Source organism: Geodermatophilus obscurus DSM 43160 (assembly GCF_000025345.1).
In the GTDB taxonomy this organism is placed as follows: domain Bacteria; phylum Actinomycetota; class Actinomycetes; order Mycobacteriales; family Geodermatophilaceae; genus Geodermatophilus; species Geodermatophilus obscurus.
This window is the reverse complement of record NC_013757.1, coordinates 884,191-906,078: the sequence shown is the minus strand read 5'-3', so window position 1 is coordinate 906,078 and position 21,888 is coordinate 884,191. Positions and strand designations below refer to the sequence as shown.

23 protein-coding genes and 1 tRNA gene are annotated in these 21,888 nt (G+C 75.6%); 15 read left to right on the top strand and 9 right to left on the bottom strand.

Going from position 1 to position 21,888, the window contains the following annotated elements:
- Positions 1–421: 421 nt before the first annotated feature.
- Positions 422–492 (top strand) — tRNA-Arg (locus tag GOBS_RS27080).
- Positions 493–550: 58 nt separating this feature from the next.
- Here GOBS_RS27080 and GOBS_RS29180 read toward each other — a convergent pair.
- Entirely contained in the window at positions 551–1,912 is a 1,362-nt protein-coding gene (locus GOBS_RS29180) for an alpha/beta hydrolase (RefSeq protein WP_279432637.1), read from the bottom strand.
- Between the two features lie 226 nt (positions 1,913–2,138).
- Between GOBS_RS29180 and GOBS_RS29175 the strand changes: the two genes are divergently transcribed.
- Positions 2,139–2,264 (top strand): hypothetical protein, encoded by a 126-nt coding sequence (locus GOBS_RS29175; RefSeq protein WP_279432636.1) that lies wholly within the window; start codon positions 2,139–2,141, stop codon positions 2,262–2,264.
- A gap of 29 nt (positions 2,265–2,293) precedes the next feature.
- Complete coding sequence (locus GOBS_RS04220) at positions 2,294–2,590, top strand: hypothetical protein (RefSeq protein WP_012947057.1); 297 nt, start codon at positions 2,294–2,296, stop codon at positions 2,588–2,590.
- A 2-nt stretch (positions 2,591–2,592) separates the two neighbouring features.
- Here GOBS_RS04220 and GOBS_RS25990 read toward each other — a convergent pair whose 3' ends face one another.
- The gene (locus GOBS_RS25990) at positions 2,593–2,766 is read right to left on the bottom strand and encodes a DUF4236 domain-containing protein (RefSeq protein ID WP_012947056.1); all 174 of its coding nucleotides are present in this window, start codon (positions 2,764–2,766) and stop codon (positions 2,593–2,595) included.
- A gap of 151 nt (positions 2,767–2,917) precedes the next feature.
- Here GOBS_RS25990 and GOBS_RS04215 point away from each other — a divergent pair, with 151 nt between their 5' ends.
- The 4 genes from GOBS_RS04215 to GOBS_RS04200 all read left to right on the top strand — a co-directional run bounded on the left by GOBS_RS04215 (position 2,918) and on the right by GOBS_RS04200 (position 6,449).
- Positions 2,918–3,238 carry a GNAT family N-acetyltransferase gene (locus tag GOBS_RS04215; protein ID WP_012947055.1) on the top strand — a complete coding sequence of 107 codons (321 nt, stop codon included), beginning with the start codon at positions 2,918–2,920 and terminating at the stop codon, positions 3,236–3,238.
- Between the two features lie 54 nt (positions 3,239–3,292).
- Positions 3,293–4,657, top strand: coding sequence for a cryptochrome/photolyase family protein (locus tag GOBS_RS04210; protein WP_012947054.1), 1,365 nt, complete (start codon positions 3,293–3,295; stop codon positions 4,655–4,657).
- A gap of 80 nt (positions 4,658–4,737) precedes the next feature.
- Positions 4,738–5,547: an Fpg/Nei family DNA glycosylase gene (locus GOBS_RS04205; RefSeq protein WP_012947053.1), complete on the top strand. Its 810-nt coding sequence runs from the start codon at positions 4,738–4,740 to the stop codon at positions 5,545–5,547.
- 38 nt (positions 5,548–5,585) lie between these two features.
- Positions 5,586–6,449 carry a glycoside hydrolase family 25 domain-containing protein gene (locus tag GOBS_RS04200; protein ID WP_012947052.1) on the top strand — a complete coding sequence of 288 codons (864 nt, stop codon included), beginning with the start codon at positions 5,586–5,588 and terminating at the stop codon, positions 6,447–6,449.
- Here the strand turns inward: GOBS_RS04200 and GOBS_RS04195 are convergent.
- Entirely contained in the window at positions 6,406–6,717 is a 312-nt protein-coding gene (locus GOBS_RS04195; RefSeq protein WP_012947051.1) for a putative quinol monooxygenase, read from the bottom strand. The two genes, GOBS_RS04200 and GOBS_RS04195, sit on opposite strands and share 44 nt — an antisense overlap.
- Positions 6,718–6,785: 68 nt before the next feature.
- Here GOBS_RS04195 and GOBS_RS04190 point away from each other — a divergent pair, with 68 nt between their 5' ends.
- The 3 genes from GOBS_RS04190 to GOBS_RS04180 all read left to right on the top strand — a co-directional run bounded on the left by GOBS_RS04190 (position 6,786) and on the right by GOBS_RS04180 (position 9,703).
- On the top strand, positions 6,786–8,195 hold the full coding sequence (locus tag GOBS_RS04190) for an FAD-dependent oxidoreductase (protein ID WP_012947050.1): 1,410 nt from the start codon (positions 6,786–6,788) through the stop codon (positions 8,193–8,195).
- A gap of 70 nt (positions 8,196–8,265) precedes the next feature.
- Positions 8,266–8,868, top strand: coding sequence for a DUF1326 domain-containing protein (locus GOBS_RS04185; RefSeq protein ID WP_012947049.1), 603 nt, complete (start codon positions 8,266–8,268; stop codon positions 8,866–8,868).
- A gap of 4 nt (positions 8,869–8,872) precedes the next feature.
- Entirely contained in the window at positions 8,873–9,703 is an 831-nt protein-coding gene (locus tag GOBS_RS04180) for a DUF2182 domain-containing protein (protein ID WP_012947048.1), read from the top strand.
- Positions 9,704–9,768: 65 nt separating this feature from the next.
- On the opposite strand, the gene GOBS_RS04175 is transcribed toward GOBS_RS04180, so the two are convergent.
- The gene (locus GOBS_RS04175; RefSeq protein ID WP_012947047.1) at positions 9,769–10,878 is read right to left on the bottom strand and encodes an inositol monophosphatase family protein; all 1,110 of its coding nucleotides are present in this window, start codon (positions 10,876–10,878) and stop codon (positions 9,769–9,771) included.
- Complete coding sequence (gene ppc, locus GOBS_RS04170; RefSeq protein WP_012947046.1) at positions 10,871–13,690, bottom strand: phosphoenolpyruvate carboxylase; 2,820 nt, start codon at positions 13,688–13,690, stop codon at positions 10,871–10,873. The genes GOBS_RS04175 and ppc overlap by 8 nt, the downstream gene beginning before the upstream one ends.
- Positions 13,691–13,916: 226 nt before the next feature.
- On the opposite strand from ppc, the gene GOBS_RS04165 reads away from it, so the two are divergent.
- The 3 genes from GOBS_RS04165 (at position 13,917) to GOBS_RS26760 (ending at position 15,825) form a co-directional block, all read left to right on the top strand.
- Positions 13,917–14,852 (top strand): SMP-30/gluconolactonase/LRE family protein, encoded by a 936-nt coding sequence (locus GOBS_RS04165; protein ID WP_012947045.1) that lies wholly within the window; start codon positions 13,917–13,919, stop codon positions 14,850–14,852.
- Positions 14,853–14,952: 100 nt separating this feature from the next.
- Positions 14,953–15,657, top strand: coding sequence for a class E sortase (locus GOBS_RS04160; RefSeq protein ID WP_012947044.1), 705 nt, complete (start codon positions 14,953–14,955; stop codon positions 15,655–15,657).
- Between the two features lie 9 nt (positions 15,658–15,666).
- Positions 15,667–15,825 (top strand): hypothetical protein, encoded by a 159-nt coding sequence (locus GOBS_RS26760; RefSeq protein ID WP_012947043.1) that lies wholly within the window; start codon positions 15,667–15,669, stop codon positions 15,823–15,825.
- A 122-nt stretch (positions 15,826–15,947) separates the two neighbouring features.
- Here the strand turns inward: GOBS_RS26760 and GOBS_RS04155 are convergent, their stop codons facing one another.
- The 3 genes from GOBS_RS04155 to GOBS_RS04145 form a co-directional block, all read right to left on the bottom strand.
- Positions 15,948–16,805, bottom strand: a complete 858-nt coding sequence (locus GOBS_RS04155; RefSeq protein ID WP_012947042.1) for a tetratricopeptide repeat protein — start codon at positions 16,803–16,805, stop codon at positions 15,948–15,950.
- Between the two features lie 192 nt (positions 16,806–16,997).
- Positions 16,998–18,185 (bottom strand): ABC transporter permease, encoded by a 1,188-nt coding sequence (locus tag GOBS_RS04150; protein WP_012947041.1) that lies wholly within the window; start codon positions 18,183–18,185, stop codon positions 16,998–17,000.
- Positions 18,182–19,105, bottom strand: coding sequence for an ABC transporter ATP-binding protein (locus GOBS_RS04145; RefSeq protein ID WP_012947040.1), 924 nt, complete (start codon positions 19,103–19,105; stop codon positions 18,182–18,184). Before GOBS_RS04145 ends, GOBS_RS04150 begins: the two co-directional genes overlap by 4 nt.
- A 73-nt stretch (positions 19,106–19,178) precedes the next feature.
- Between GOBS_RS04145 and GOBS_RS04140 the strand changes: the two genes are divergently transcribed.
- On the top strand, positions 19,179–19,850 hold the full coding sequence (locus GOBS_RS04140) for a UdgX family uracil-DNA binding protein (protein WP_012947039.1): 672 nt from the start codon (positions 19,179–19,181) through the stop codon (positions 19,848–19,850).
- Positions 19,851–19,993: 143 nt separating this feature from the next.
- A complete protein-coding gene (locus GOBS_RS04135) occupies positions 19,994–20,437 on the top strand; it encodes an organic hydroperoxide resistance protein (RefSeq protein WP_012947038.1) in 444 nt (147 codons plus the stop codon).
- A 95-nt stretch (positions 20,438–20,532) separates the two neighbouring features.
- Here GOBS_RS04135 and GOBS_RS04130 read toward each other — a convergent pair whose 3' ends face one another.
- Positions 20,533–21,864: an MFS transporter gene (locus GOBS_RS04130; protein ID WP_012947037.1), complete on the bottom strand. Its 1,332-nt coding sequence runs from the start codon at positions 21,862–21,864 to the stop codon at positions 20,533–20,535.
- Between the last annotated feature and the right edge of the window lie 24 nt (positions 21,865–21,888).

Sequence of the window (21,888 nt, the reverse complement as noted above, 5' to 3'; positions counted from 1 at the left end):
TCACGATTTCACGCTGGTCAACGCGCCCACCCGCACGTCCTGGGACAACGCATCACCAGCCACACCCGCGCGCCAATTCAACGAAGCACTACTAGGCGCGTCCCCACTCCTGTCTGCTTCCCCACAACCGGCGCTCCTCTGGCTGTCGCAGGGCGGGGGAAGGGTGGGCCGGAGGCCCATCCCGCAGGGACGCGAAGCGCCCTTCCGGCGACCGAGACAGGCGGAACACTGCCGCCGGGTGGGAGGCGGCACCTCCAGCATCGGCGCGGGGCGCCAGAGCCGGAGAGGTCCCACGCACGGCTACTCGGGCCTGCCGGACATCTGGTCAGCACTCGGTCAGCAAAATGTCCGTCAAGGGCCGTCGACAGCACTCATCAGCTCGGCACAACACCGCAGGTCAAAGCCGCAATGAGCGACCGAAGCCCAGGTCAAGACCATGCCTAGATCGGTTTCCTAAACCGTGTGTCGCAGGTTCGAATCCTGCCGGGGGCACCCACGAGCTCGACGGTTCGGCCTGTCGGGGCGGACCGGTGGTCATGGCCGGCTGGGGTCAGGCCGGCTCGAGCGGTGTGCCGGTGCGCACCGCCTCGACGACGTCTTCGATGGCCCGCCCGGACGCCTGGGCTCCGCGCTCCTCGTCCAGCAGGGCGTTGTGCGTGGCGTCCGCGTGGCGGTGGCTGCTGTTCGTGGACAGCGCGGCCATCCGCTCCTGCGCGGCGGACCACCGCGGGTCCGCGTCGTGCCCTGCGGCGGTGAGGACGATTAGCGGCGTACTCCCGAGGGTGGTGAGCGCCTGAGCTTGGCCGAACAGCGCAGGCATGGCGGCGAACTCGTCACGGACGTTCCGCCAGCTGCGGGGACTGGCCGCGAACGCCTGGACCTGTCCGGCTGCCGGCTCGGGCAGGCTGGACCACACGGAGGCCGGGACGAGGTGCCCGATGCCGAGTCGAGCGAGGCTGGGCAGCAGCGCGAGCTCGGCAGGGGCGTTCGCGTCGGCCACGGTGGAGGCGGCGGTGACCTGGTAGGGGTCGGCACCGTCCAGCAGGACCACCCCGGCGACCTGCTGGGGATGGCGGGCGGCGTAGGTCATCGCGTAGCTGCCGCCGGTCGAGTGCCCGACGAGCACGTACGGCCCGTCCTCGCCGGCCCGGCCGAGCAGGGTGTGCAGATCGGCGGCGGCCTGCAGGCCATCCGGCGCGTGCGGCGAGTCGTCGCTCCAGCCCTGCCCGGCGCGGTCGTAGGCGCACACCCGGGTGGTCCGGCTGACGGCCGGCGCGACGCGCCCCCCGGACGACGACATGGAACCGAGCCCGCCCTGCAGCACGACGGTGGGACTGCCGGAGCCGGTGCAGTCCAGGTGCATCCGGTAACCGCCCACGTCGTAGGACTGCCCGGGCGCGACGGGGCTGCGGTGGCCGGCGACCGCGACGGTCCCGGCCATGCCGCCCACGGCTGCCACGGCCATGAGCACCACGACCGGGTAGAGCAGCCGGCGGCCGCAGCCCGCGGCCAGGTCACGGCGGATGCGGGCGCCCATCCAGACGGCGAGTGCGAGGAGGACCGCCGGCCACACCCAGCCGGCGGCGGTCAGCCCACCGTCGCCCGGGGCGAGGACCAGCAGCCCCAGCCCGGTGCCGGCCATCCCGGCGGCCGGGACGAACGCCCAGCGCTGCGGCTGGGTGGTCAGCCGGATCGACAGCACCGCCAGCACCGCCCAGCCAAGTGCGAAGCCCAGCAGCGCCGACCCGGTGATGACGTGCTCGCGCGCCCCGGCGAAGACCACCAGCACGAGGACGAGCGCGGCGACCAGGCCGACGCCCAGGGACGTGGCGACGATCCACCGGATCGGTCCTCGCCGCGGTGCGAGCGGGGCGGATTCCGGCGGGAGGGTGGGTGCCTTCTCGGTGGTCACCACCAGAGCGTCGGCCGGTGAGGCGTCCCTGCCAGGTGCCAGAGGTCATGGTGGGGGTCACGACCGAGCGCGACGGGTGCTCACGTGGCGGGCGCGCGATCGACCCGCCGACCCCGAGCCCCCTGCGCTACCAGGCGGCGGACGAACTCCCCGGACTGCCGCACGGGACCGACCTGGCAGTGATCAACTGGCTGCTGCGGATCGGCTTCCTCGTCTCCCCGCCACGGTGGGCGCCCTGGCGGATGCGACCAGCCTGCGGGTCGCCCTGCTCACCGTCGTGCTCGCCGGGGTGGGCGCGCCGGCGCTGGGCCGGGCCCTGCCGGGACGATCGGCTGGGCAGCGGGCCGCCTGAGCGGTGAGGACGCGGGTACCGCAGCCGCCATGGCACTACGCAACGCGGCGGTCGCGGCCGCCGGCCAGTGGGTCGACCCCGACGACGGCATCCGCTACCCCGCCGGCGAGGTCCACGGCTGGGAGCGCGGGCGCAACGAGACGGTCTGCGGCCTGTCGCTGAGCAGGTCGCGGCTGGCCCGCTTCCCGCACGTCAGCTGGGCCGACGTCCAGCCGGAGTCCGGCCGCCACGCCGAGGAGGTGCAGGACGTCTGCCGCCGCTGCCGGGCCGCACTCGGCGGACGGCGGGACGACCGCGGCTGGACGCGGACCAACCCCCGGCCCTGAGGTCAGCGGCGCCGCGAGAACACGTACCGGAACGGCCCGGGCAGGCGCACCGACCAGCGGCGTCCGCGGGGGCTGTAACCCACCGGGCCCACGTGCAGGCTGGGCGAGATCCCGCGGCGGCTGAGGTGCAGGTGGAGGGGTCCGAGGCGCTTGGTCAGGCGGAAGTCGAAGGGCATGCACGGCCCCTACCCAGCCGTCCGCGTGTCGCTCACAGGGGCGACATGCCCCTGCGCAGCGGCACCCTCGGGCGCTGCGAGGCGTTACCGTCTCTGAACGCATGCCGAGTCCTGGCAACGGCGCCGGGGCGAGCGGAGGGGGAGGCCCAGCATGGAGACGAGCGTGGTCGACGTCCCGGATCGAGGGCGCTTCGAGGTCCGTCTCGGCGACCGTGTCGTCGGCCTGGCGAGTTACCACGTCGAGAACGGCACCATGGCGCTGCCGCACACCGAGGTCGACCCCTCAGTCGGCGGCCGCGGGATCGGCTCGCTGCTCGTCGCCGGCGTGCTCGCCGCCGCCCGGGAGCGCGGGCTGACCGTGCTGCCCTACTGCTCGTTCGTGCGCCACTACATCCAGCAGCACCCCGAGTACGTCGACCTCGTCGCCGAGGACGACCGGCCGCACTTCGGCCTGGCCACCGCCGACCGCTGACCTGCTCGGCCGCCTGGACTGCGCGGCCGCCGGGAGCTGCCTACGCTCGCGCGCGTGCCCACCGCGCTGCTCTGGTTCCGCCGCGACCTGAGGCTGGCCGACCACCCGGCCCTGCTCGACGCCCGCGAGGCGGCCGGGCCGGACGGCGCCGTCGTCCCGGTGTTCGTCTTCGACCCCCGGCTGTGGGGTCCCTCCGGCCTGCCGCGGCGGCAGTTCCTCCTGGACTGCCTCGCCGACCTCGGCGCGCAGGTGGACGGCGCCCTGGTGATGCGCAGCGGCGACCCGGCGCGCGTGCTGCCGGACCTGGTCCGCGAGGTGGGCGCGGGCAGCGTGCACGTCTCCGCCGACACCGGCCCCTACGGCCGGGAGCGCGACGCGGCGGTCGAGCGGGCACTGGGCGACGTGCCGCTCGTGCGCACCGGCTCCCCGTACGCGGTGACCCCGGGCCGGGTCACCAAGTCCGACGGGACGCCGTTCCGCGTCTTCTCCCCCTTCGCCCGCGCCTGGCGCGAGCACGGCTGGCGCGACCCGGCACCGCGGCCGGACGCGGTGCCCTGGAGCACCGGCGTCCGCTCCGAGGACCCGCCCGAGGTCCCCGGCCTGGACGGCGTCCGGCTGCCCCCGGCCGGTGAGGCCGCCGCCTCCGACGCCTGGCGGCGCTTCCGCGCCGAGCGGCTGGAGGGCTACAAGAGCACCCGCAACACCCCGGGCAGCGACGGCACCAGCCGGCTGTCGGCCTACCTCAAGTACGGCTGCGTGCACCCGCGCACGCTGCTGGCCGACCTCGAGGACCTCGACTCCGACTCCGCCGATAGCTTCCGCAACGAGCTGGCCTGGCGGGACTTCTACGCCGACGTCCTGTGGCACCGCCCGGAGTCCGCCCGCGAGCCCCTCGACGAGCGGATGCACGCGATGGCCTACGACACCGGCCCGGACGCCGACGAACGCTTCGCCGCCTGGGCCCGGGGCCGCACCGGCTACCCGATCGTCGACGCCGGGATGCGCCAGCTCCTCGGTGAGGCCTACGTGCACAACCGCGTGCGGATGATCATCGCGTCGTTCCTGGTCAAGGACCTGCACGTCGACTGGCGCCGCGGCGCCCGGTACTTCATGCAGCACCTCGTCGACGGCGACCTGGCCAGCAACAACCACGGCTGGCAGTGGGTCGCCGGCACCGGCACCGACGCCTCGCCCTACTACCGGGTCTTCAACCCCACCCGGCAGGGCCGGGAGTTCGACCCGGACGGCGACTACGTGCGCCGCTGGGTCCCCGAGCTGCGCGACGTCCCGGCGCGCCACGTGCACGAGCCGTGGCTCGCACCGGACGGCGTCCCCGACGGGTACCCGCTGCCGATCGTCGACCACGCCGAGGAGCGACGGGTGGCGCTGGAGCGCTACGAACAGGTCCGCGACCGCTGAGTGTCGCCGGGCTCACCGCGCCGTCGTGGCGGAGTCGCCGGTCAGCGGTGAAGCTGGGCACATGACGTGCCGAGCCGCCCGTGCCTGAGGGCCACACGCTGCACCGGCTGGCCCGGGACCAGTCGCTGGCGTTCGCCGGACGACCCGTGCACGTCACGAGTCCCCAGGGCCGCTTCGCCGCCGGCGCGGCGCTGCTCGACGACCGGGTGCTCGACGAGGTGACCGCCCACGGCAAGCACCTGTTCGCCTGCTTCGGCGCCGACATCCTGCACGTGCACCTGGGGCTGTACGGCAGCTACACCGCCGGCACCGGCACCCCGCCGCCCCCGCGCGGGGCGCTGCGGATGCGCTGGCAGGGCGAGGGCCCCGACGGCCTGGGTGTCTGGACCGACCTGCGCGGCGCCACCGCCTGCGAGGTCCTCGCCGCACCGGAGGTCGACCGCATCCTCGACCGGCTCGGGCCCGACCCGCTGCGGCCGCGCAGCGACGGCGCGGTCGCCCACCGGCGGATCGCCGGCAGCCGCACCGCGATCGGCGCGCTGCTCATGGACCAGTCGGTGCTCGCCGGCGTCGGCAACGTCTACCGCGCCGAGATCCTCTTCCGGCACGGCGTCTCGCCGTTCCGTCCGGGCCGGGACGTCGACGCCGGCACCTGGGCGGCGATGTGGGCGGACCTGGTGGTGCTCATGCGCGCCGGCGTCCGGATGGGCCGGATCGTCACCACCCGCCCGGAGCACCGCACCCGCCGCGGCGGCGCCGTCCGGCGGGAGGACGCGCACTACGTCTACCGGCGCACCGGGCTGCCCTGCCGGGTGTGCGCGACGCCGGTGCAGACCCAGGTGATGGTGGGCCGCAACCTCTACTGGTGCCCGGTCTGCCAGGCCGTCTGACCCGGTGACCGCGGGCCCCTCCCGGCCTATCGTGGAGCATGGCCGGCGGGGGGCGCGTTCTCGGGGCGGCGGCGCTCGCCGCGGCGTCCCTGGCCCTCGGCGTGCCGGCCGCAGCGGCCCACCCGGGGGACGACGCCGAGGTCGGCTACGACGTCTCCTACCCGCAGTGCGACGACGCGCTCCCCGACGACCCCGCGTTCGCCGTCGTCGGCGTCAACGGCGGGCTGGCGACCCGGCCCAACCCCTGCCTGGCCGAGCAGCTGGCGTGGGCGGCGGAGCGGACCACCGGCGCGGTGGCGGCCCAGCCGCGGCTGCAGCTCTACGTCAACACGGCCAACCCCGGCCAGGTCCGCGACCGGGTGACCACCTGGCCCGCACGCGGCCGCACCCCGTACGGGCGCTGCGCGGGCGACAACAGCCGGGCCTGCTCGTGGCAGTACGGGTGGGAGCGGACCGCCGTCACGGTGACGAACTTCTTCGTCCCCGCCGCCGAGGCCGCCGGCGTCGACCCCGACCCGGGGGACCACACCTGGTGGCTCGACGTCGAGACGACGAACACCTGGCAGACCGGCTCCGCACCCGCCCGCGCCCGCAACCGCGCGGCGCTCGAGGGGATGCTCGCCCGCCTCGCGGCCACCGGCGCGGACGTCGGTGTGTACTCCACCGGCCACCAGTGGCGGCGGATCACCGGTGTGGTGCCCGAGGACAGCCCGCTGCACGACCTCGACAGCTGGCTGGCCGGCGCGAGGTCCCTCGCCGGCGCCCGCGCCGCGTGCCTGCGCGACCCCCTCGTCGACGGCGGGGACGTGGTGCTCACCCAGTACGTCGTCGACGGGCTGGACCACGACCACAGCTGCCCTACAGAACGCCCTTGGCGTCGTCCCCTGTCGGGACCGGACTGAGCACCTGCAGCTCCGGGGTGCCGGCGAGCTTGCCCTCCAGCTGCCGCGACAGCTCGGTGAACGGCTCGCCCCTGCCGTGCGCGGCCAGCGCCTCCGGGCTCGCCCACTGCTCGATCATGACCAGGGAGCCGTCGCGTGCCTCGTGCGGCGCGTAGCGCTCGCACCCCTCCTCCGCGTGCACCTGCGGAACGGCGGACAGCACGGCCTCCCTGACCGCCCGGGCGTGCTCCGACTGCGGGGTGATGGTGGCGACGACGACGACGGACACGGGCTGCCTCCAGCTCTCGGTTCTCGGAGCCTGGTGCTTGCCCACCCGGGCGGGTCAGGATGCGTGACGTGTCGGCCGACGAAGACCCCGGTCCCCCGTCCCCTCCTCCGCGGCTGCGGGTGGCCGTCGTCGGCGCCGGCCCGGCGGGCATCTACACCGCCGAGGCGCTCACCCGGCAGCAGGAGGTCCCGGTCGCCGTCGACCTGATCGACCGGCTGCCCACCCCGTTCGGCCTGGTGCGGCACGGCATCGCCCCCGACCACCCGAAGATGCGCGCCATCCGCGACACGCTGCACCGGGCGCTGGACCACCCGGCGGTGCGCTTCGTCGGCAACGTGGAGATCGGCCGGGACCTCTCCTGCCGCGAGCTGCACGCCGCGGTGGACGCCGTCGTCTACACCTACGGCGCCGCGCTGGACCGGCAGCTGGGCATCCCCGGCGAGGAGCTGCCCGGCAGCCTCGCCGCCACCGCGCTGGTCGCCTGGTACACCGGCCACCCGGACGCCGACCGGGCGACGGTCGAGGCCGCGCTGGCACGTGCCCGCTCGGTCGTCGTCGTGGGGGTCGGCAACGTCGCGCTCGACGTGGCCCGCGTGCTGGCCCGCACCCCGGCCGAGCTGGAGTCCACCGACATGCCGCAGCACGTGCTCGACGCCCTCGCCGCCGCGCCGGTCGAGCGGGTCACCGTGCTCGGCCGCCGCGGCCCGGCGCAGGCCACCTTCACCACCCAGGAGCTGCGCGAGCTCGGGGAGCTGGCGGAGGCCGACGTGCTGGTGGAGCCGGCCGACCTGGAACTGGACGCCGCCGCCGAGGAGCGGGTGGCGGCCGACCGGGTGGCGTCGCGGAACCTCGCGGTGCTGCGCGACTGGGCCGCTCACGCGGCGCAGCCGGGCCGGGCGACGGTGACCCTGCGGTTCTTCGCCCGCCCGGTGCGCCTGCTCGGCGAGGACCGGGTGACCGGCGTCGAGGTCGAGCGCACCGTCGTGGACGCCGACGGCCGCGCCTCGGGCACCGGCGAGACGACCGTGCTGCCCGCCGACCTGGTGGTCCGCTCGGTCGGCTACCGCGGCGGCGAGCTGCCCGAGCTGCCGCTCGACCCGGGTCGCGGCACCGTCCCCAACGACCTGGGCCGGGTGCTGCGCGGCGGGGGGCCCTCCCCCGGCGAGTACGTGGCGGGGTGGATCAAGCGCGGGCCGACCGGGGTCGTGGGCACCAACAAGCACGACGCCCGCGAGACGGTCGCCACGCTGCTGGCCGACGTCGCGGCCGGCGTGGTCCGCCCCGGCGGCAGCGGGGACGACGACCTGGTCGCCGCGCTGCGCGCGAACGGTGCCGACCCGGTGCTGCTCGAGGACTGGCGGGCCATCGACGCCGCCGAGGTCGCCCTCGGGGCCACCCGCGGCCGGGCGCGGACGACGCTGCACGAGTGGGAGAGCCTGCTGGCCGCCGTGAAGGAGGCGGCCGCCCGGGTGCGCTGACCGCTCAGGAGCCGGTTGACCCGGTCCCGTCCGGGGTTGGAGACTTGCCACCTCGCGGAGGGAACCGGCCATGGCATGGAACCTCGAGGGCAGCTACGCCGAGACGTGCTCATGCGAGCTGATGTGCCCGTGCAACCTCTCGCTCGACCACGGCGCCACCTACGACTACTGCCGGGCGACCCTGGCCTTCGACATCCGCCAGGGCGAGGTCGACGGCACGGACGTCCGGGGTCGCAGGGTGGTGACGATCATCGACACCCCGAAGGTGATGACCGACGGCAACTGGCGTCTCGGCATGTTCGTCGACGACCAGGCCACGGACGAGCAGTTCGACAAGCTGGTCCAGGTCTTCGGCGGGCAGCTCGGCGGCCCGATGGGCGGGCTGGCGCCCCTCGTAGGTGAGGTCGTCGGCGTGGAACGGGCCGCCATCACGATGACCGACGACGGGCTGCTGCACAGCGTCCGTGTCGGGGACGCGATCGACTTCGAGGTCGAGGACATCGTGCCGTTCGGCAAGGCGGACGGTCAGCCGGTCCGGTTCGACGGCATGTTCCACCCCGCCGGGTCGAACCTGACGATGGCCGAGGCGCGGCGCTCGCGGATCGACGCCTTCGGCATCCGGTACGAGGGGAAGACCGGGCTCTCCACCGCGGAGTTCTCCTGGGCCGGGTGACCCGATGAGCGCTCCGGCGCCGGCACGCCCCACCCCGGACCGCGGCCTCGCGCCGGCCTTCGCCGCCGTCCGTGCCCGACTGGGACTGGTCGCCGTCCTGTTCGCCCTCGCCGGTGTCGGCTGGTGGTGGACCGCCCGCCAGATGCGGGGGATGGACGAGGGGCCGTGGACCGGCCCGGGGGCGCTGGGCTGGTTCGTCGGTGTGTGGGTCGTGATGATGGCCGCGATGATGTTCCCGTCGGTCGCGCCGACGGTGGCGCTGTACTCCCGCATGACCAGACAGCGGTCCCCGCTGTCGCCCCTGCTCTTCACGGGGGGCTATCTGGTCACGTGGACCGGGGCGGGCCTGGTCGCCTTCGCGCTCGTGACCACCGTGGACAGGGTCACGGGAGACGTGCTCGCGTGGGACCGTGCCGGCCGGTGGGTCGCTGGTGCCACGCTCGTCGTCGCGGCGGTCTACGAGCTGACCCCGCTCAAGGACGTCTGCCTCGGCAAGTGTCGCAGCCCCCTCGGGTTCCTCCTCGGCTCCTGGCGCGACGGGCGCTGGGGTGCGCTGCGGATGGGTGCGAGGCACGGTGCCTGGTGTGTCGGCTGCTGCTGGGCGCTGATGGCGTCGCTGTTCGCGCTGGGCGTCATGAGTGTCGTCTGGATGGCCTTCGTCGCCGGGCTGATCGCCATCGAGAAGACCCTGCCGTGGCGCCGGGTGGCGACCTACGGGACCGCGGTCGTGCTGCTCACCCTCGGCGTCTCCCTGTGGCTGGCCCCACACGGGATCCCGGCCCTCACCGTGCCCGGCGACGGCCTGGTCGAGGAGATGGAGCCGATGGGCTCCTAGCACTCCTCCGTCCTCGGGCACCGACTCTGCCGGCGACACGCAGCGCCCCGCCGGGCGGCCTGGCGTCAGGCCAGCTCGCGCAGCAGCTCCCGCGCCCGCTGCTCGGTGCCCGCGGCGACGAACCGGATGAGCGTCTCGGTGTCCGGCCGCAGCCGCAGCGGCGCGCCGTCCGGGCCCAGCGCCACCCCGCCGGCGGCGGCGAGCAGTGCCAGCCCGCCGGCGACGTCGTGCACGTGGGTGCCGCTGCGGTCGAGGTTCTGCCACGCCCCGGCCGCGCCGTCGGCGACCAGGCAGACGTCGACCGCGGTGCAGCCGGTCACCCGGACCCGGCGGGCGCTGGCCGGCACGACCACGGCCGACCCCGACGGGGCGGTGGGCGCGACCACCGTACCGGCGTCCCGCGGTCGGACCGGCACGCCGTCGCGCCGCGCCCCCGCACCGACCGCGCCCGACCAGCGGCGGCCCGACGAGAGGTCGGCGACCAGGCCCGCGACCGGCCGGCCGTCCCGCACCAGCGCGGCGGAGAACGCCCACGGCGCCAGCCCGGCGCGGAAGTTGCCCGTGCCGTCGAGGGGGTCGAGCACCACCCACGGCTCCTCATCGGGGACCGGGCGGTCGGAGCGCTCCTCGCTGAGCACGGTCACGCCGAGCGGGCGCAGCGCGTGGGCCGCCGCCAGGTGCGCGGCCTCGTCGGCGCCCAGCGACGGGCTGCCGTCGGCCTTGGTGGTGTCCTGACCGGCGTCGCGGGCCAGCGCGACGGCCACCTCGACGCGGGTGGCGGCCAGGGCGGCGTGGTGGAGGAAGCGGTCGGCCAGCGGGGTGTCGTCCGCCGGCGGCGGGACGGGCCGGACGTCGTCCCCCCGGCCGTCGCGGACCCGCTCGCAGCCCCACGCCGACGCGGCGGCGAGGACGGCGGGCTGGTCGATCCGGGCGCCGCGCCGGCGGACGAGCACCGCCTCGGCGTGCCCGTCGGCACCCCACTCGCGGCGCAGCAGCGCGACGGCGCCCAGGTCGTCGACGAGCAGCCGCAGACCGGGGTCGGGGAGCGCGGTCGCGAGGGCGGCGGGCGCGACGCCGAGGGCCCGGGCCGCGGCCTGGACCTGGCCGGAGCCCGTCGCCACCCGGAGGTCCAGCGGGCCCGGGCCGGCGCGCTCCTCCAGCTGCGGCTCAGCCACTGTTGCGCAGGGCCGTGGCGATGCCGTTGATGGTCAGCTGGATGTTGCGGCGGACCAGCTCGTCGTCGTCCCCGTCCTGCCCGTCGTGCCCGCGGCGCCGGCGCAGCATCTCCACCTGCAGGTGGTGCAGGGGCTCGAGGTAGGGGAAGCGGTTGCGGATCGACCGCGCCAGCGCCGGGTTGTCGGCCAGCAGCCGGTCGTCGCCGGTGACCGCCAGCAGCATCCGGCAGCTGCGCTCGTGCTCGGCGGTCAGCTGGTCGAACACCCGGTGCCGCAGCTGCTCGTCGGGCACCAGCTCGGCGTAGCGGGCGGCCAGGTCGAGGTCGGTCTTGGCCAGCACCATGCCCATGTTGGACAGCATCGTGCGGAACCACGGCCAGCGCCTGTGCAGCTCCTGCAGCCGCGTGAGCCGGGCCGGGTCGCCCTCGACCCAGCTCTCCAGGGCCGACCCGGTGCCGTACCAGCCGGGCAGCATGATCCGCGCCTGCGACCAGCTGAACACCCAGGGGATGGCGCGCAGGTCGGCGATCGAGTCCCCCGCCTTGCGCGACGGCGGCCGGCTGCCGATGTTCAGCTCGGCCAGCTCGCCGATCGGGGTGGCCGCGCGGAACCACTCGACGAAGCCCGGCGTCTCGTGCACCAGCGCCCGGTAGGCCTGCTGGGCGCGGGCGGCCAGGTCGTCGAGCAGGGCGTAGGCCGGCTCGGCGTCGTCCCCCAGGCCCTCGGTGTCGAGCAGGCTGGCCTCCAGCGTGGCCGCGACCATGGCCTCCAGGTTGCGCCGGGCGCGGTCGGGCTCGGCGTACTTGGCGGCGATGACCTCGCCCTGCTCGGTGATCCGCAGCGCCCCGGCCACCGCACCGGGCGGCTGGGCCCGGATCGCGTCGTAGCTGGGCCCGCCGCCGCGGCCGACGGTGCCGCCGCGGCCGTGGAACAGCCGCAGCCGGACGCCCTCGCGCCGGGCGACCTCGACCAGCGCCAGCTCGGCCCGGTAGAGCGCCCAGTTGGCCGCGAGGTAGCCGCCGTCCTTGTTGCTGTCGGAGTAGCCGAGCATGACTTCCTGCACGTCACCCCGATTGCGCAGCAGCGCCCGGTAGAGCGGCTGGCCCAGGACGGCGGTCAGCGTCTCCGCGGCGTGCTGCAGGTCGCCGATGGTCTCGAACAGCGGGGAGATGCCGACCGGGCAGGTGGGACCGCCGTCCCCGCCGGGGTCGAGCAGGCCCACCTCCTTGAGCAGGACGGCGACCTCGAGGACGTCGCTGACCGACTCGCACATGCTGATGACGTAGTTCGGCACGGCCTCCGGCCCCAGCGCGCGGACCTGGTCGGCCGCGGCGAGCAGCACGTCGAGCTCGCCACGGGCCAGGTCGGAGAGCGCGGCGTCCGGGCGGACCAGCGGGCGGCGCATCCGCAGCTCGCCGACCAGCAGCTCGACCCGCTGCTTCTCGTCCAGCGCCGCGTAGTCGGGGCAGACCCCCGCCCAGGCGAACAGCTCGGCCAGCACCTCGGCGTGGACGGCGGAGTTCTGCCGCATGTCCAGCCCCGCCAGGTGGAAGCCGAAGACCTCCACGGCCTCCCGCAGCCGGGCCAGCCGGTCGTCGGCCAGCGCAGCGGCGCCGTGCGCGCGCAGCGAGGCGTCGACCGTGGCGAGGTCGGCCAGCACCTCCTCGGGGGTCGCGTAGGGCTCGAGGACGGCGTGCGGCGGCGGGCCGGGCACCGACCCGAGCACCCGCTGAGCCGTCGCGGCCAGCCGGGCGTGCACGCCGTACAGGGCACGGCGGTAGGGCTCGTCGGCGCGGAACCGCGAGTCGTCGCCGGAGGCCGCGGCCAGCTGCGCCAGCTCAGGCGTCGGCGTGATCAGCCGATCGGACATCGACAGCTCGTCGTGCAGCGCCAGCAGCTCGGACAGGTGGTGGCCCAGCGCCGTCTGGGCCTGCCGGGTGCTGGCCAGGTGGACGGCATCGGCGGTGACGAAGGGGTTGCCGTCGCGGTCGCCGCCGATCCACGAGCCCGGCCGCAGCACCGGTCGGTCCGACCCGGCCGACGGCCAGCGCGCGTGCAGGGCGCGGCGCAGCTCGGCGTTGATCGCCGGGACCACCTCGAACAGCGACATCTCGTAGTAGCGCAGCGCCTCGTCGATCTCGTCGGCCAGCCGCAGCCGGGACAGCCGCAGCAGGGCCGTCTGCCAGAGGGTGAGCACCGCGCGCTGCAGCTCCCCCGACCACGCCGGGTCGTCGGCCTCCCCGGGGGCGGAGCGGTCCCGCCGGCGGATCAGCTCGGTGACCTGCCGCTGCACGCGGGAGATGGTGCGGCGGCGGACCTCGGTCGGGTGCGCGGTGACGACCGGGGAGACCAGTGCGCCGGCCAGCTCGCGGGCGACGACGTCGGCGTCGAGGTGCGCGGCGTCGAGCAGCTCGAAGGTCGCCGCCAGGCTGCCCTTCTGCGGCGGCGAGCCCTCCAGGCGGTGGAAGCGGCGGCGGCGCTCGTGGTGCACGTCCTCGGCGAGGTTGGCCAGCAGCGAGAAGTGGCTGAACGCGCGGATGACGTGGTTGGCCGAGCGGACGTCGAGGCCGTCCAGCCGGGCGGCGACGTCGGCGCGGTCGACCTCCGAGCGGCGCAGCCGGAAGGCCTCCACGCGGGTGGCCTCGACGAGCGCGAGGACGTCGTCCCCCGACTGCTCGCGGATCACCTCGCCGAGGACCCGGCCGAGCAGCCGGATGTCCTCGCGCAGCGGGGCGTCGGCGGCGTCGGCTCCGTCCTCCTCGGCTCCTCCGTGGTGGCGCAGGTCGGCGACGTCGACGGTGGCTTCGGACACCCGGCGAGTATCGACCGCCCGTGGAACGGGTGGGTGTCGTGGCGAGGCCGCGACCCGGATCGTCTCCGCCGTCCCTGCTCGCCGCCCTCGCCCGCTGTTGATCATGGGGGTGTCGCGAGGGGACACGCCGGCAGCGGGGTGTCCGGTAGCGAGAGCCCCATGATCAACGCGGGCAGGGAGCGGCGTTCGTCGCGCACCGGGCCCGCCGCGACGGGACCATGCAGGGGTGCACCGACTCCCCGCCACGCCCGCACCCGGCCTGTCCCCCGCCCAGCACGGTGAGGGCCCGACCTGGGACGCCGACCGCGGCGAGCTGCTGTGGGTGGACATCACGGCCGGGCAGGTGCGGCGGGCCGCGATCGGGGCCGACGGCAGCCTCACCGAGACCGGGGTGCACCACGGCGGGGACACCGTCGGCGCCGTCGTCCCGGCGGCGGGCGGCGGGTGGCTGCTCGCCGCGGACGGCGGCTTCACCCACCTCGGGGCCGACGGCACCGCCCGGGCGCTGATCACGCTGGCCGGCGAGGGCGGCACCGAGGCCGACGGCGGCACCCGGATGAACGACGCGGCCTGCGACCCGGCCGGCCGGTTCCTCGCCGGCACCATGGCCTTCGACGAGCGGCCCGGCGCCGGCGCGCTGTACCGGCTGGACCTCGACGGCACCGTCACGACCGTGCTGGACGACCTGACCGTCTCCAACGGCATCGGCTGGTCGCCGGGCGGGCGCACCGTCTACCTCGCCGACTCCGGCCCCGGCGTGGTGCACGCCTTCGACTACGACCTCGGGTCCGGCGCCTTCGGCGACGGCCGCGTGCTGCTGCGGTTCGACGGGGACGACGGCGTCGCCGACGGGCTCACCGTCGACGACGAGGGCTGCCTCTGGACCGCGCTGTGGGGTGGCGGGCAGGTGCGCCGCTGGTCCCCGGACGGCGAGCTGCTCGCCGTCGTCGAGGTGCCCGGGGTGGCCCAGACGTCGAGCTGCGCCTTCGCCGGGCCCGGGCGCGACCTGCTCGTGGTGAGCACCTCGGCGCAGGGCCTGGACGACGCCGCGCGGGCCGCCCAGCCCGACGCCGGCCGGCTGTTCACCGCCCGCCCCGGGGGAACCGGCCCGCCGGCGACCCCCTACCGCGGCCCGCTGGGGGGTCTGCGCCAAGAGGCCTGAGGCCGCCGACCGCTGGGGCGGGTGGGACCGGGGAGCACGGAGGGGCGCGGTCGCGCGGCGGTCCCGCCCGGGGGCGGAAGCCGACCTAGCATCGGTCGCCGTGTCCACGGCTCCGGCAGACCTCCTGCGCACCGCAGCACGCGGCGTCGGGCAGCTGCTGCTCACCGCCGGCTACGTCCTGCTGCTCTTCGTCGTCTACGAGCTGTGGGTGACCGATCTGCTGAGCAACGCCCGCCAGGACGAGCTGACCGCCGAGCTGCGCGAGGAGTGGGCGGCGCCGGCCGCCGTCCCGGCCGAGCTGCAGGGCGGCGAGGCGTTCGCGATGCTGCACATCCCGCGGCTGGGGGCCGACTACGCCAGGGCCGTCGTCGAGGGCACCGGCACCGAGGACCTCGAGCAGGGGCCGGGCCACTACCGCGGCACCGCCATGCCCGGCGAGCAGGGCAACTTCGCGGTCGCCGGGCACCGGGTGGGCCGCGGGTCGCCGTTCCTGGAGATCGACGAGCTGCGTACCGGCGACCCGGTCGTCGTCGAGACCGCCGACAGCTGGTTCGTCTACCGGGTGCTCGGCCCGGCGGACGTCGTGCCCGGCCAGCAGGTCGTCTCGCCCTACGACGTGTCGGTCATCGCGCCGACGCCGAACGGCCCGCCCGACGGCGCGCCGACGGGCGCCTACCTGACCCTGACCACCTGCCACCCCGAGTACTCCGCACGCGAGCGGCTGATCGTGCACGCCGTGCTCGAGGGCGGGCCGGTGAGCCGCGCCGAGGCACCCGAGGGCCCGCCGGCCCTGCGGGGAGTGTGAGGAGCGACCGTGTACTCGTGGATCTGGCGGCACCTGCCCGGCGGGACGGCTGTGCGGGCGCTGCTCGCCCTCGTGCTCGTGGCGGCGGTCAGCGCGCTGCTGCTGTTCGTCGTCTTCCCGTACGTGGAGCCGTACGTCCCGTTCGCCGACGTCACCGTCGACGAGTAGCCCGCCAACGGACGGCGGCCCTCCTGCAGGGTCCCGCCGCGAGCCTGGTGACGGACTGGAACGGCCACCCTCCAGGGGCCCGCGCCGAGCTCGCGAGGCGCGGGGAGCAGGGTGGTCCTTCTTCAGCCGCCGAGCTCGCGCAGCGCCCGCTCGGCGAGGTCGTCGCCGCCGGCCGCACCGAGCCGGAAGTGCTCGACCGCGCCGTCGAGGTCGCCGCGGTCGGCCAGCAGCACGGCCAGGTTGTGGTGGCAGTAGCCGTCGCCGGCGGCGATGCCGGCGCGGTAGGCCTCCTCGGCCGCCTCCACGTCGTCGAGGTCCTCGACGTAGAAGTTGCCCAGCGGCAACCACGCCTGGAGCTCGCCGAGCTTCGCGCCCCGCTCGAGGGTGAAGCGGGCCTCCGCCGTCCGGCCGGTCGTTCGCAGCAGCGAGGCCAGCGCCACGCGGGTGCCGGCGAAGCGATCGGCCCCGGCGCGCAGGTCGACCTCCAGGGCGGTGTCGTGCGAGGCGGCCCACCGCCAGCAGGCGACCACCGCGGCGGCAACGTCGTCCCCCGTCGCGGCGAGGTCGGCCGCCACCGCGAGGGCCTGCTCGTGCTCGCCCTGCTCGTGCAGCAGGAACGCCAGCTGCAGGCCGCCCTGGGTGTCCCCGGCCGCGCCGGCACCGCGGTAGGCGCGCATCGCGCCGGCCAGGTCGCCGAGCTGCTCGAGCACCAGGCCGAGGTTGACCCAGGCGTCGCGCTCGCCGCCGGCCAGCGCCCGCTCGTAGGCGTCGACGGCCTCCTCGACCCGGCCGCGGGCGGCCAGCGAGTTGCCGAGGTTGAACCAGCCGAGCGAGTCCCCCAGCTCGGCGGCCCGGCGGAAGCAGCGCTCGGCGTCCAGGTCACGCCCGGCCTCGGCCAGGTCGCAACCCAGCTCGATGACGGCGTCGGCGTCCCGGCAGGCGCGCAGCCTCCGGAGGCGCCCGTCGAGGTCCTCCCGCATGCGGCGATCATGCGGGGCACCCGGCGCCCCGTCCTCCCCCGCTGGGGCGGTCTCACCCGTCGGAGGAGGTGCAGGTCACCCGGGGGGAGTCAGTTGTCCCCACGGGCCGGCTCCGCGGCGGACTCGTGCGGGCGGCCCCCCTGCAGGTCCCGCCGCGAGCGTGCGAGTGGCGGGGGGCAGGGGGGTCCTTCCTCAGGCCCGCTCGGCGCGCAGCGCCTCGCGCAGCCGGGTCTTCCCGCTGGTGCGCAGCAGGGCGCCGGAGTAGACCCGCCCGCCCAGGCGGACGGCGAGCCCGACGGCCACCAGCATGAGGACGACGGCCAGCGCCACCTCCCAGCCCGCCGCCTCCCCGGCCGCCTGGCGCACCGGCATCACCAGCGGCGAGAGGCCGGGCACGAAGGAGGTGACCGTGGCCAGCGTGCCGCTGGGTTCGCTGGCGGCCTGGAACGCCACGAAGAACCCCACGACCAGCAGCATCGACGCCGGCGTGAGCACGCTGCCGAGGTCCTCCTGCCGGCTGACCAGCGAGGCCGCCACGGCGAAGACGCAGGCGTAGAAGGCGTAGCCGAGGACGAACCAGGCGATGACGGTGGCCACGGTGCCGATCAGCTCACCGGGGACGTCGACCAAGTCGAACGCCAGCGCGCCGGCGACCCCGACCACGCCGATGACGACGATCTGCCCGAGCCCCAGCAGGCCGAGGCCCAGGATCTTGCCGGCGAGCAGCTGCCACGGCCGCATGGTGGCCAGCAGGAGCTCCACCACGCGGCTGGACTTCTCCTCCACCACGCCTTGAGCGACGAACTGCGCGAACAGGAACAGCAGGCCGTAGAGGACGACGATGCCGATGACCGCCACGACCACCTGCTGGCCGTCGTCCTCCCCGTCGCCGAGCGGGGTGACCGCCACCTCGGGGATCGACTGCAGGTCGACGCCGGCCTCCAGCAGCCGGTCGGAGACGGCCAGCCCGCTGACCGCACCGCCGACGACCGCCTCCAGCGCGGGATCCCGGTCGACGAGCAGCAGCTCGGGAGCGGGGCCGGTGCCGTCGAGCAGGGCGGCGTCGACCTCCCCGGCCTCGACGGCGGCCCGCGCGTCGGCTGCGCCGGTGGTGTCGACGACCTGCACCTCGACGCCCACTGCCTCGCCCTGCGCCTCGAGGGCGGGCCCGAGCCGGCCGTCGTCGGCCACGACGGCGATCCGGCCGGCCTCGACGCCGCCGACCGCCACCTGGAAGACCATCATCCCGAGCAGCAGCAGGAGGATGACCGCCGAGCTCACGATGAAGTTCTTGTCGCGGATGCGGCTGGAGACCTCGCGCGCGGCGACCAGCCGGACCAGCGCGGCGCTGCCCGGGGTGCGGGGCCCGGACGCCGTCACGCGGCGACCCCGGCCGGCTCGGCGACGGCCTCGCGGAACAGCTCCACCAGGCTCGGCTCCCGCCAGGCGAAGTGGCCGACCCGGCCGGTGCGCAGCGCCGCGGCGAGCACGGCCTGGTCGTCGGCGCCCGGGGCGAGCTCCAGCAGGGTGTCACCGGCCCGCTCGGACACCACCTGCACGCCGGGCAGCGCGGCCGCCCAGCCCGGCGGCGCGTCGGGGACGACGACCCGCAGCAGCCGGCCGGACTCGCGGCGGCGCAGCTCGGCGACCGGACCGGTGGCGACCATGGCCCCGCGGGCGAGGATGCCGACGGCGTCGCAGAGCCGCTCGACCAGGTCGAGCTGGTGGCTGGAGAAGACGACCGGGACGCCGCCGCGCACCTGCTCGAGCAGCGCCTCGGCGAGCGCGTCGACGCCCACCGGGTCCAGCCCGGAGAACGGCTCGTCGAGGATGAGCACCTCCGGCCGGCTGACCAGCGCCGCGGCCAGCTGCACCCGCTGCTGGTTGCCCAGCGACAGCTTCTCCACCTGGTCGCGGCGGCGCTCCCCGAGGCCGAGCCGGTCGGCCCAGTGCTCTGCGGCGCGGGCGGCTGCCGCGCCGTCCAGGCCGTGCAGCCGGGCGAAGTAGGCCAGCTGCTCGCCGACCCGCATCTTCGGGTACAGGCCGCGCTCCTCCGGCATGTAGCCGATCCGGCGGCGCAGCGCCTGGTCCAGCGGACGCCCCTGCCAGCGCACCTCGCCGGCGTCGGCGCGGACCAGCCCCATGGCGATCCGCATCGTCGTCGTCTTGCCGGCCCCGTTGGAGCCGCAGAACCCGAACATCGAGCCCGGGGCGACGGCGAAGGAGACGCCGTCCAGCACCCGGTTGGCCCCGTAGCTCTTGCGCAACCCGTCGAACTCCAGCACGCGCTTCCCCGCCACCCTCCGTTGCCTCCGGCAACCGTATCGGCCGCTTGCTGTCGCGCCGGGACGCCGGGTGGGGTGTCATCGGCGGATGAGCCAGGAGAACGTGCCGGCGCAGCCGCCGACCGGGGTGGGGCTCGACGGGCTGCGCGCGGCGGCCGCCGGGTGCCGGGCCTGCGAGCTGTGGGAGGGCACGACCCAGACGGTGTTCGGCGAGGGGCCGGAGACCGCCCGCATCGTCTTCGTGGGCGAGCAGCCGGGCGACCAGGAGGACCGCAGGGGCGAGCCGTTCGTCGGCCCGGCCGGGCGGCTGCTGGACAAGGCGCTGGCCGAGGCCGGCATCGACCGCCGGGACGCCTACATCACCAACGCGGTCAAGCACTTCCGGTTCAAGCCGACCGGCAAGCGGCGGATCCACCAGACCCCCGGTCCGGAGCACCTGCGGGCCTGCCGACCGTGGCTGGAGGCCGAGTTCGCCGTCCTGCAGCCCGAGGTCGTCGTCTGCCTGGGCGCGACCGCCGCCAAGGCGCTGATCTCGCCGTCGTTCCGGATCACCAAGGAGCGCGGCCAGCTGTTCCCCTGGACCCCGCCGGGCGCCGACACGCTGTTCGCCGCGGCCGACGACGAAGAGGCGCCGCACCAGACGTGGATGCTGGCCACCACGCACCCCTCGGCGATCCTGCGCACGCCGGACGAGGCCCGCGACGCCGCCTACGACGCCCTCGTCGCCGACCTCCGGGTCGTGGCCCACGCCCTCGCCTGACGAAGGACCACCCTTCCCCCACGCCTCGCAGGCTCGGCGCGGGCCCCTGAAGGGTGGCCGTTCCAGTACCTCACCCGGCTCGCGGCGGGACCCTGCAGGGCGGCCGAACTGCGCGGGTCCCGCCGTCCGGGTAGGACGGTGCCATGGACCGCGTCTACACGGCTGAGGCAACGGCGTCCGGAGCCCGCACCGGGGAGGTCAGCTCCTCCGACGGCCGGCTGACGGCGAGCCTGTCCCGCCCGGCGGAGATGGGCGGGGACGACGGTCCGGGCACCAACCCCGAGCAGCTGTTCGCCGCCGGCTACGCCGCCTGCTTCCACAGCGCCATGCGCTTCGCGCTCCGGGACCTCGGGCTGACCCCGCAGGCGCTCGAGGGCTCCTCGGTCACCGCGGAGGTGCACTTCCTGCGCGCGGCACCCGGTGACTTCGGCCTCGGCGTCGACCTCTGGGCGCGGCTGCCGCAGCTGGACGACGAGCAGGCCCGGCAGCTCGTGGAGAAGACGCACACCGTCTGCCCGTACTCGCGCGCCACGGCGGGCAACGTCGAGGTCGGGCTGCACGTCGTCCCGGCGTCCTCCGCCGCCTGAAGGAGGACCCCGTCCCCCCACCCTCCGCACGCTCAGGGCGGGGCCCGGGACGGGGCCGGCGGGATCCTGGCAGGGGGCCACCCTGCAGGGCCGTGTCAGCCGCGGGCGGAGGGCTGGGCCGAGCGGGAGGCGCGGAAGGTCCAGAACGAGGGCACCGCCAGCGCCACGACGACCATCGCCACGACGACGGCCACGCCGCCGGACACCATCGCCGTGGTCACGCCCGCCGCGCTGGCGATCGCGCCGGCCCGCAGGTCGCCCAGGCGCGGACCGCCGGCCACGACGACGAGGAACACGCCCTGCATGCGCCCCCGCATCTCCTCCGGCGCGGCCAGCTGCAGCATCGACGAGCGCAGCACCGCGCTGACCATGTCGCCGGCGCCGGCCACCGCGAGGCAGAGGACGGCCAGCCACAGGGTCGGGGCGAACCCGAAGCCGATGATCGCCACACCCCACACGACGACCGCGACCAGGACGACGGCGCCCTGGCGGTCCACCCGGGACACCCACCCCGAGGTCAGCCCCATGAGCAGCGCGCCGATCGAGATGCCGGCGAACAGCCAGCCCAGGCTGTTGGGCGAGTCGGCGTAGCGGCCCCCGGCGAGCTCCGGGAACACCGCCTGCGGCCAGGCGAAGAGCATCGCGACGACGTCGACGACGAAGGTCACCAGCAGCACCGGCTGGGTGCGCAGGAAGGCGAAGCCCTCGCCCACCCCGCGGACCGCGGCACCCAGCCGCAGCGGTCCGGCGTCCCGTCCCGGGGGCAGCGGCGGCAGCCCGCGCAGCAGCAGGACGGCGACGAGGAAGCCGATCGCGTCGACGGCGTAGGTGACCGGCAGGTCCCCGACGGCGATGAGCAGGCCGGCCAGCAGCGGCCCGGCGATGACGCCGACCTGGCGCACGGTCATGGCCAGCGCGTTGGCCGCCGGCACGCCCGCGGGCCCGACGATCGCGGGGATCACCGCGCTGCGGGTGGGCTGGTTGACCGCCGTGAACCCGGAGACGCAGGCGGTGAGCACCCACAGCAGCGCCAGGTTGCCGCCGCCGGGGAGTAGCGCCTGCACGGCCAGCAGTGCGCTGGTCACGGCGGAGCCGACACCGGTGACCAGCATCAGCCGGCGGCGGTCCATCGAGTCGGCGATCGCGCCACCCAGCAGGCCGAAGACGACGAGCGGTACGAGGGCCACCACCGAGGTGACGCCGACCAGCAGCGAGGAGCCGGTGAGCGCGTAGACCTGGTACGGGACGGCCACCAGCGTCATCTGCTGGCCCAGCATCGTGGCCGCGACGCCCCAGAACAGCCGCCGGTAGTCCGGGTCGCGCAGCGGGGTGGTGTCGAGGGCCCACGCGCGGCGCGGCCTCGGCGGCAGGGGCACCGGCTCCTCGACGGGGCCGCCGCCCTCGACCGGATCGACCGGCGACGTCACGGCGTCCCCTCGGCAGGCACCGCC

Bases quoted from the DNA above. Each gene is read 5' to 3' on its own strand.
- GOBS_RS04220 (WP_012947057.1), top strand. From the start codon at position 2,294: ATGGCACTACGCAACGCGGCGGTCGCGGCCGCCGGCCAGTGGGTCGAC.
- GOBS_RS25990 (WP_012947056.1), bottom strand. From the start codon at position 2,766: ATGCCCTTCGACTTCCGCCTGACCAAGCGCCTCGGACCCCTCCACCTG.
- GOBS_RS04215 (WP_012947055.1), top strand. From the start codon at position 2,918: ATGGAGACGAGCGTGGTCGACGTCCCGGATCGAGGGCGCTTCGAGGTC.
- GOBS_RS04200 (WP_012947052.1), top strand. From the start codon at position 5,586: ATGGCCGGCGGGGGGCGCGTTCTCGGGGCGGCGGCGCTCGCCGCGGCG.
- GOBS_RS04185 (WP_012947049.1), top strand. From the start codon at position 8,266: ATGGCATGGAACCTCGAGGGCAGCTACGCCGAGACGTGCTCATGCGAG.
- GOBS_RS04180 (WP_012947048.1), top strand. From the start codon at position 8,873: ATGAGCGCTCCGGCGCCGGCACGCCCCACCCCGGACCGCGGCCTCGCG.
- GOBS_RS04155 (WP_012947042.1), bottom strand. From the start codon at position 16,805: ATGCGGGAGGACCTCGACGGGCGCCTCCGGAGGCTGCGCGCCTGCCGG.
- GOBS_RS04140 (WP_012947039.1), top strand. From the start codon at position 19,179: ATGAGCCAGGAGAACGTGCCGGCGCAGCCGCCGACCGGGGTGGGGCTC.
- GOBS_RS04135 (WP_012947038.1), top strand. From the start codon at position 19,994: ATGGACCGCGTCTACACGGCTGAGGCAACGGCGTCCGGAGCCCGCACC.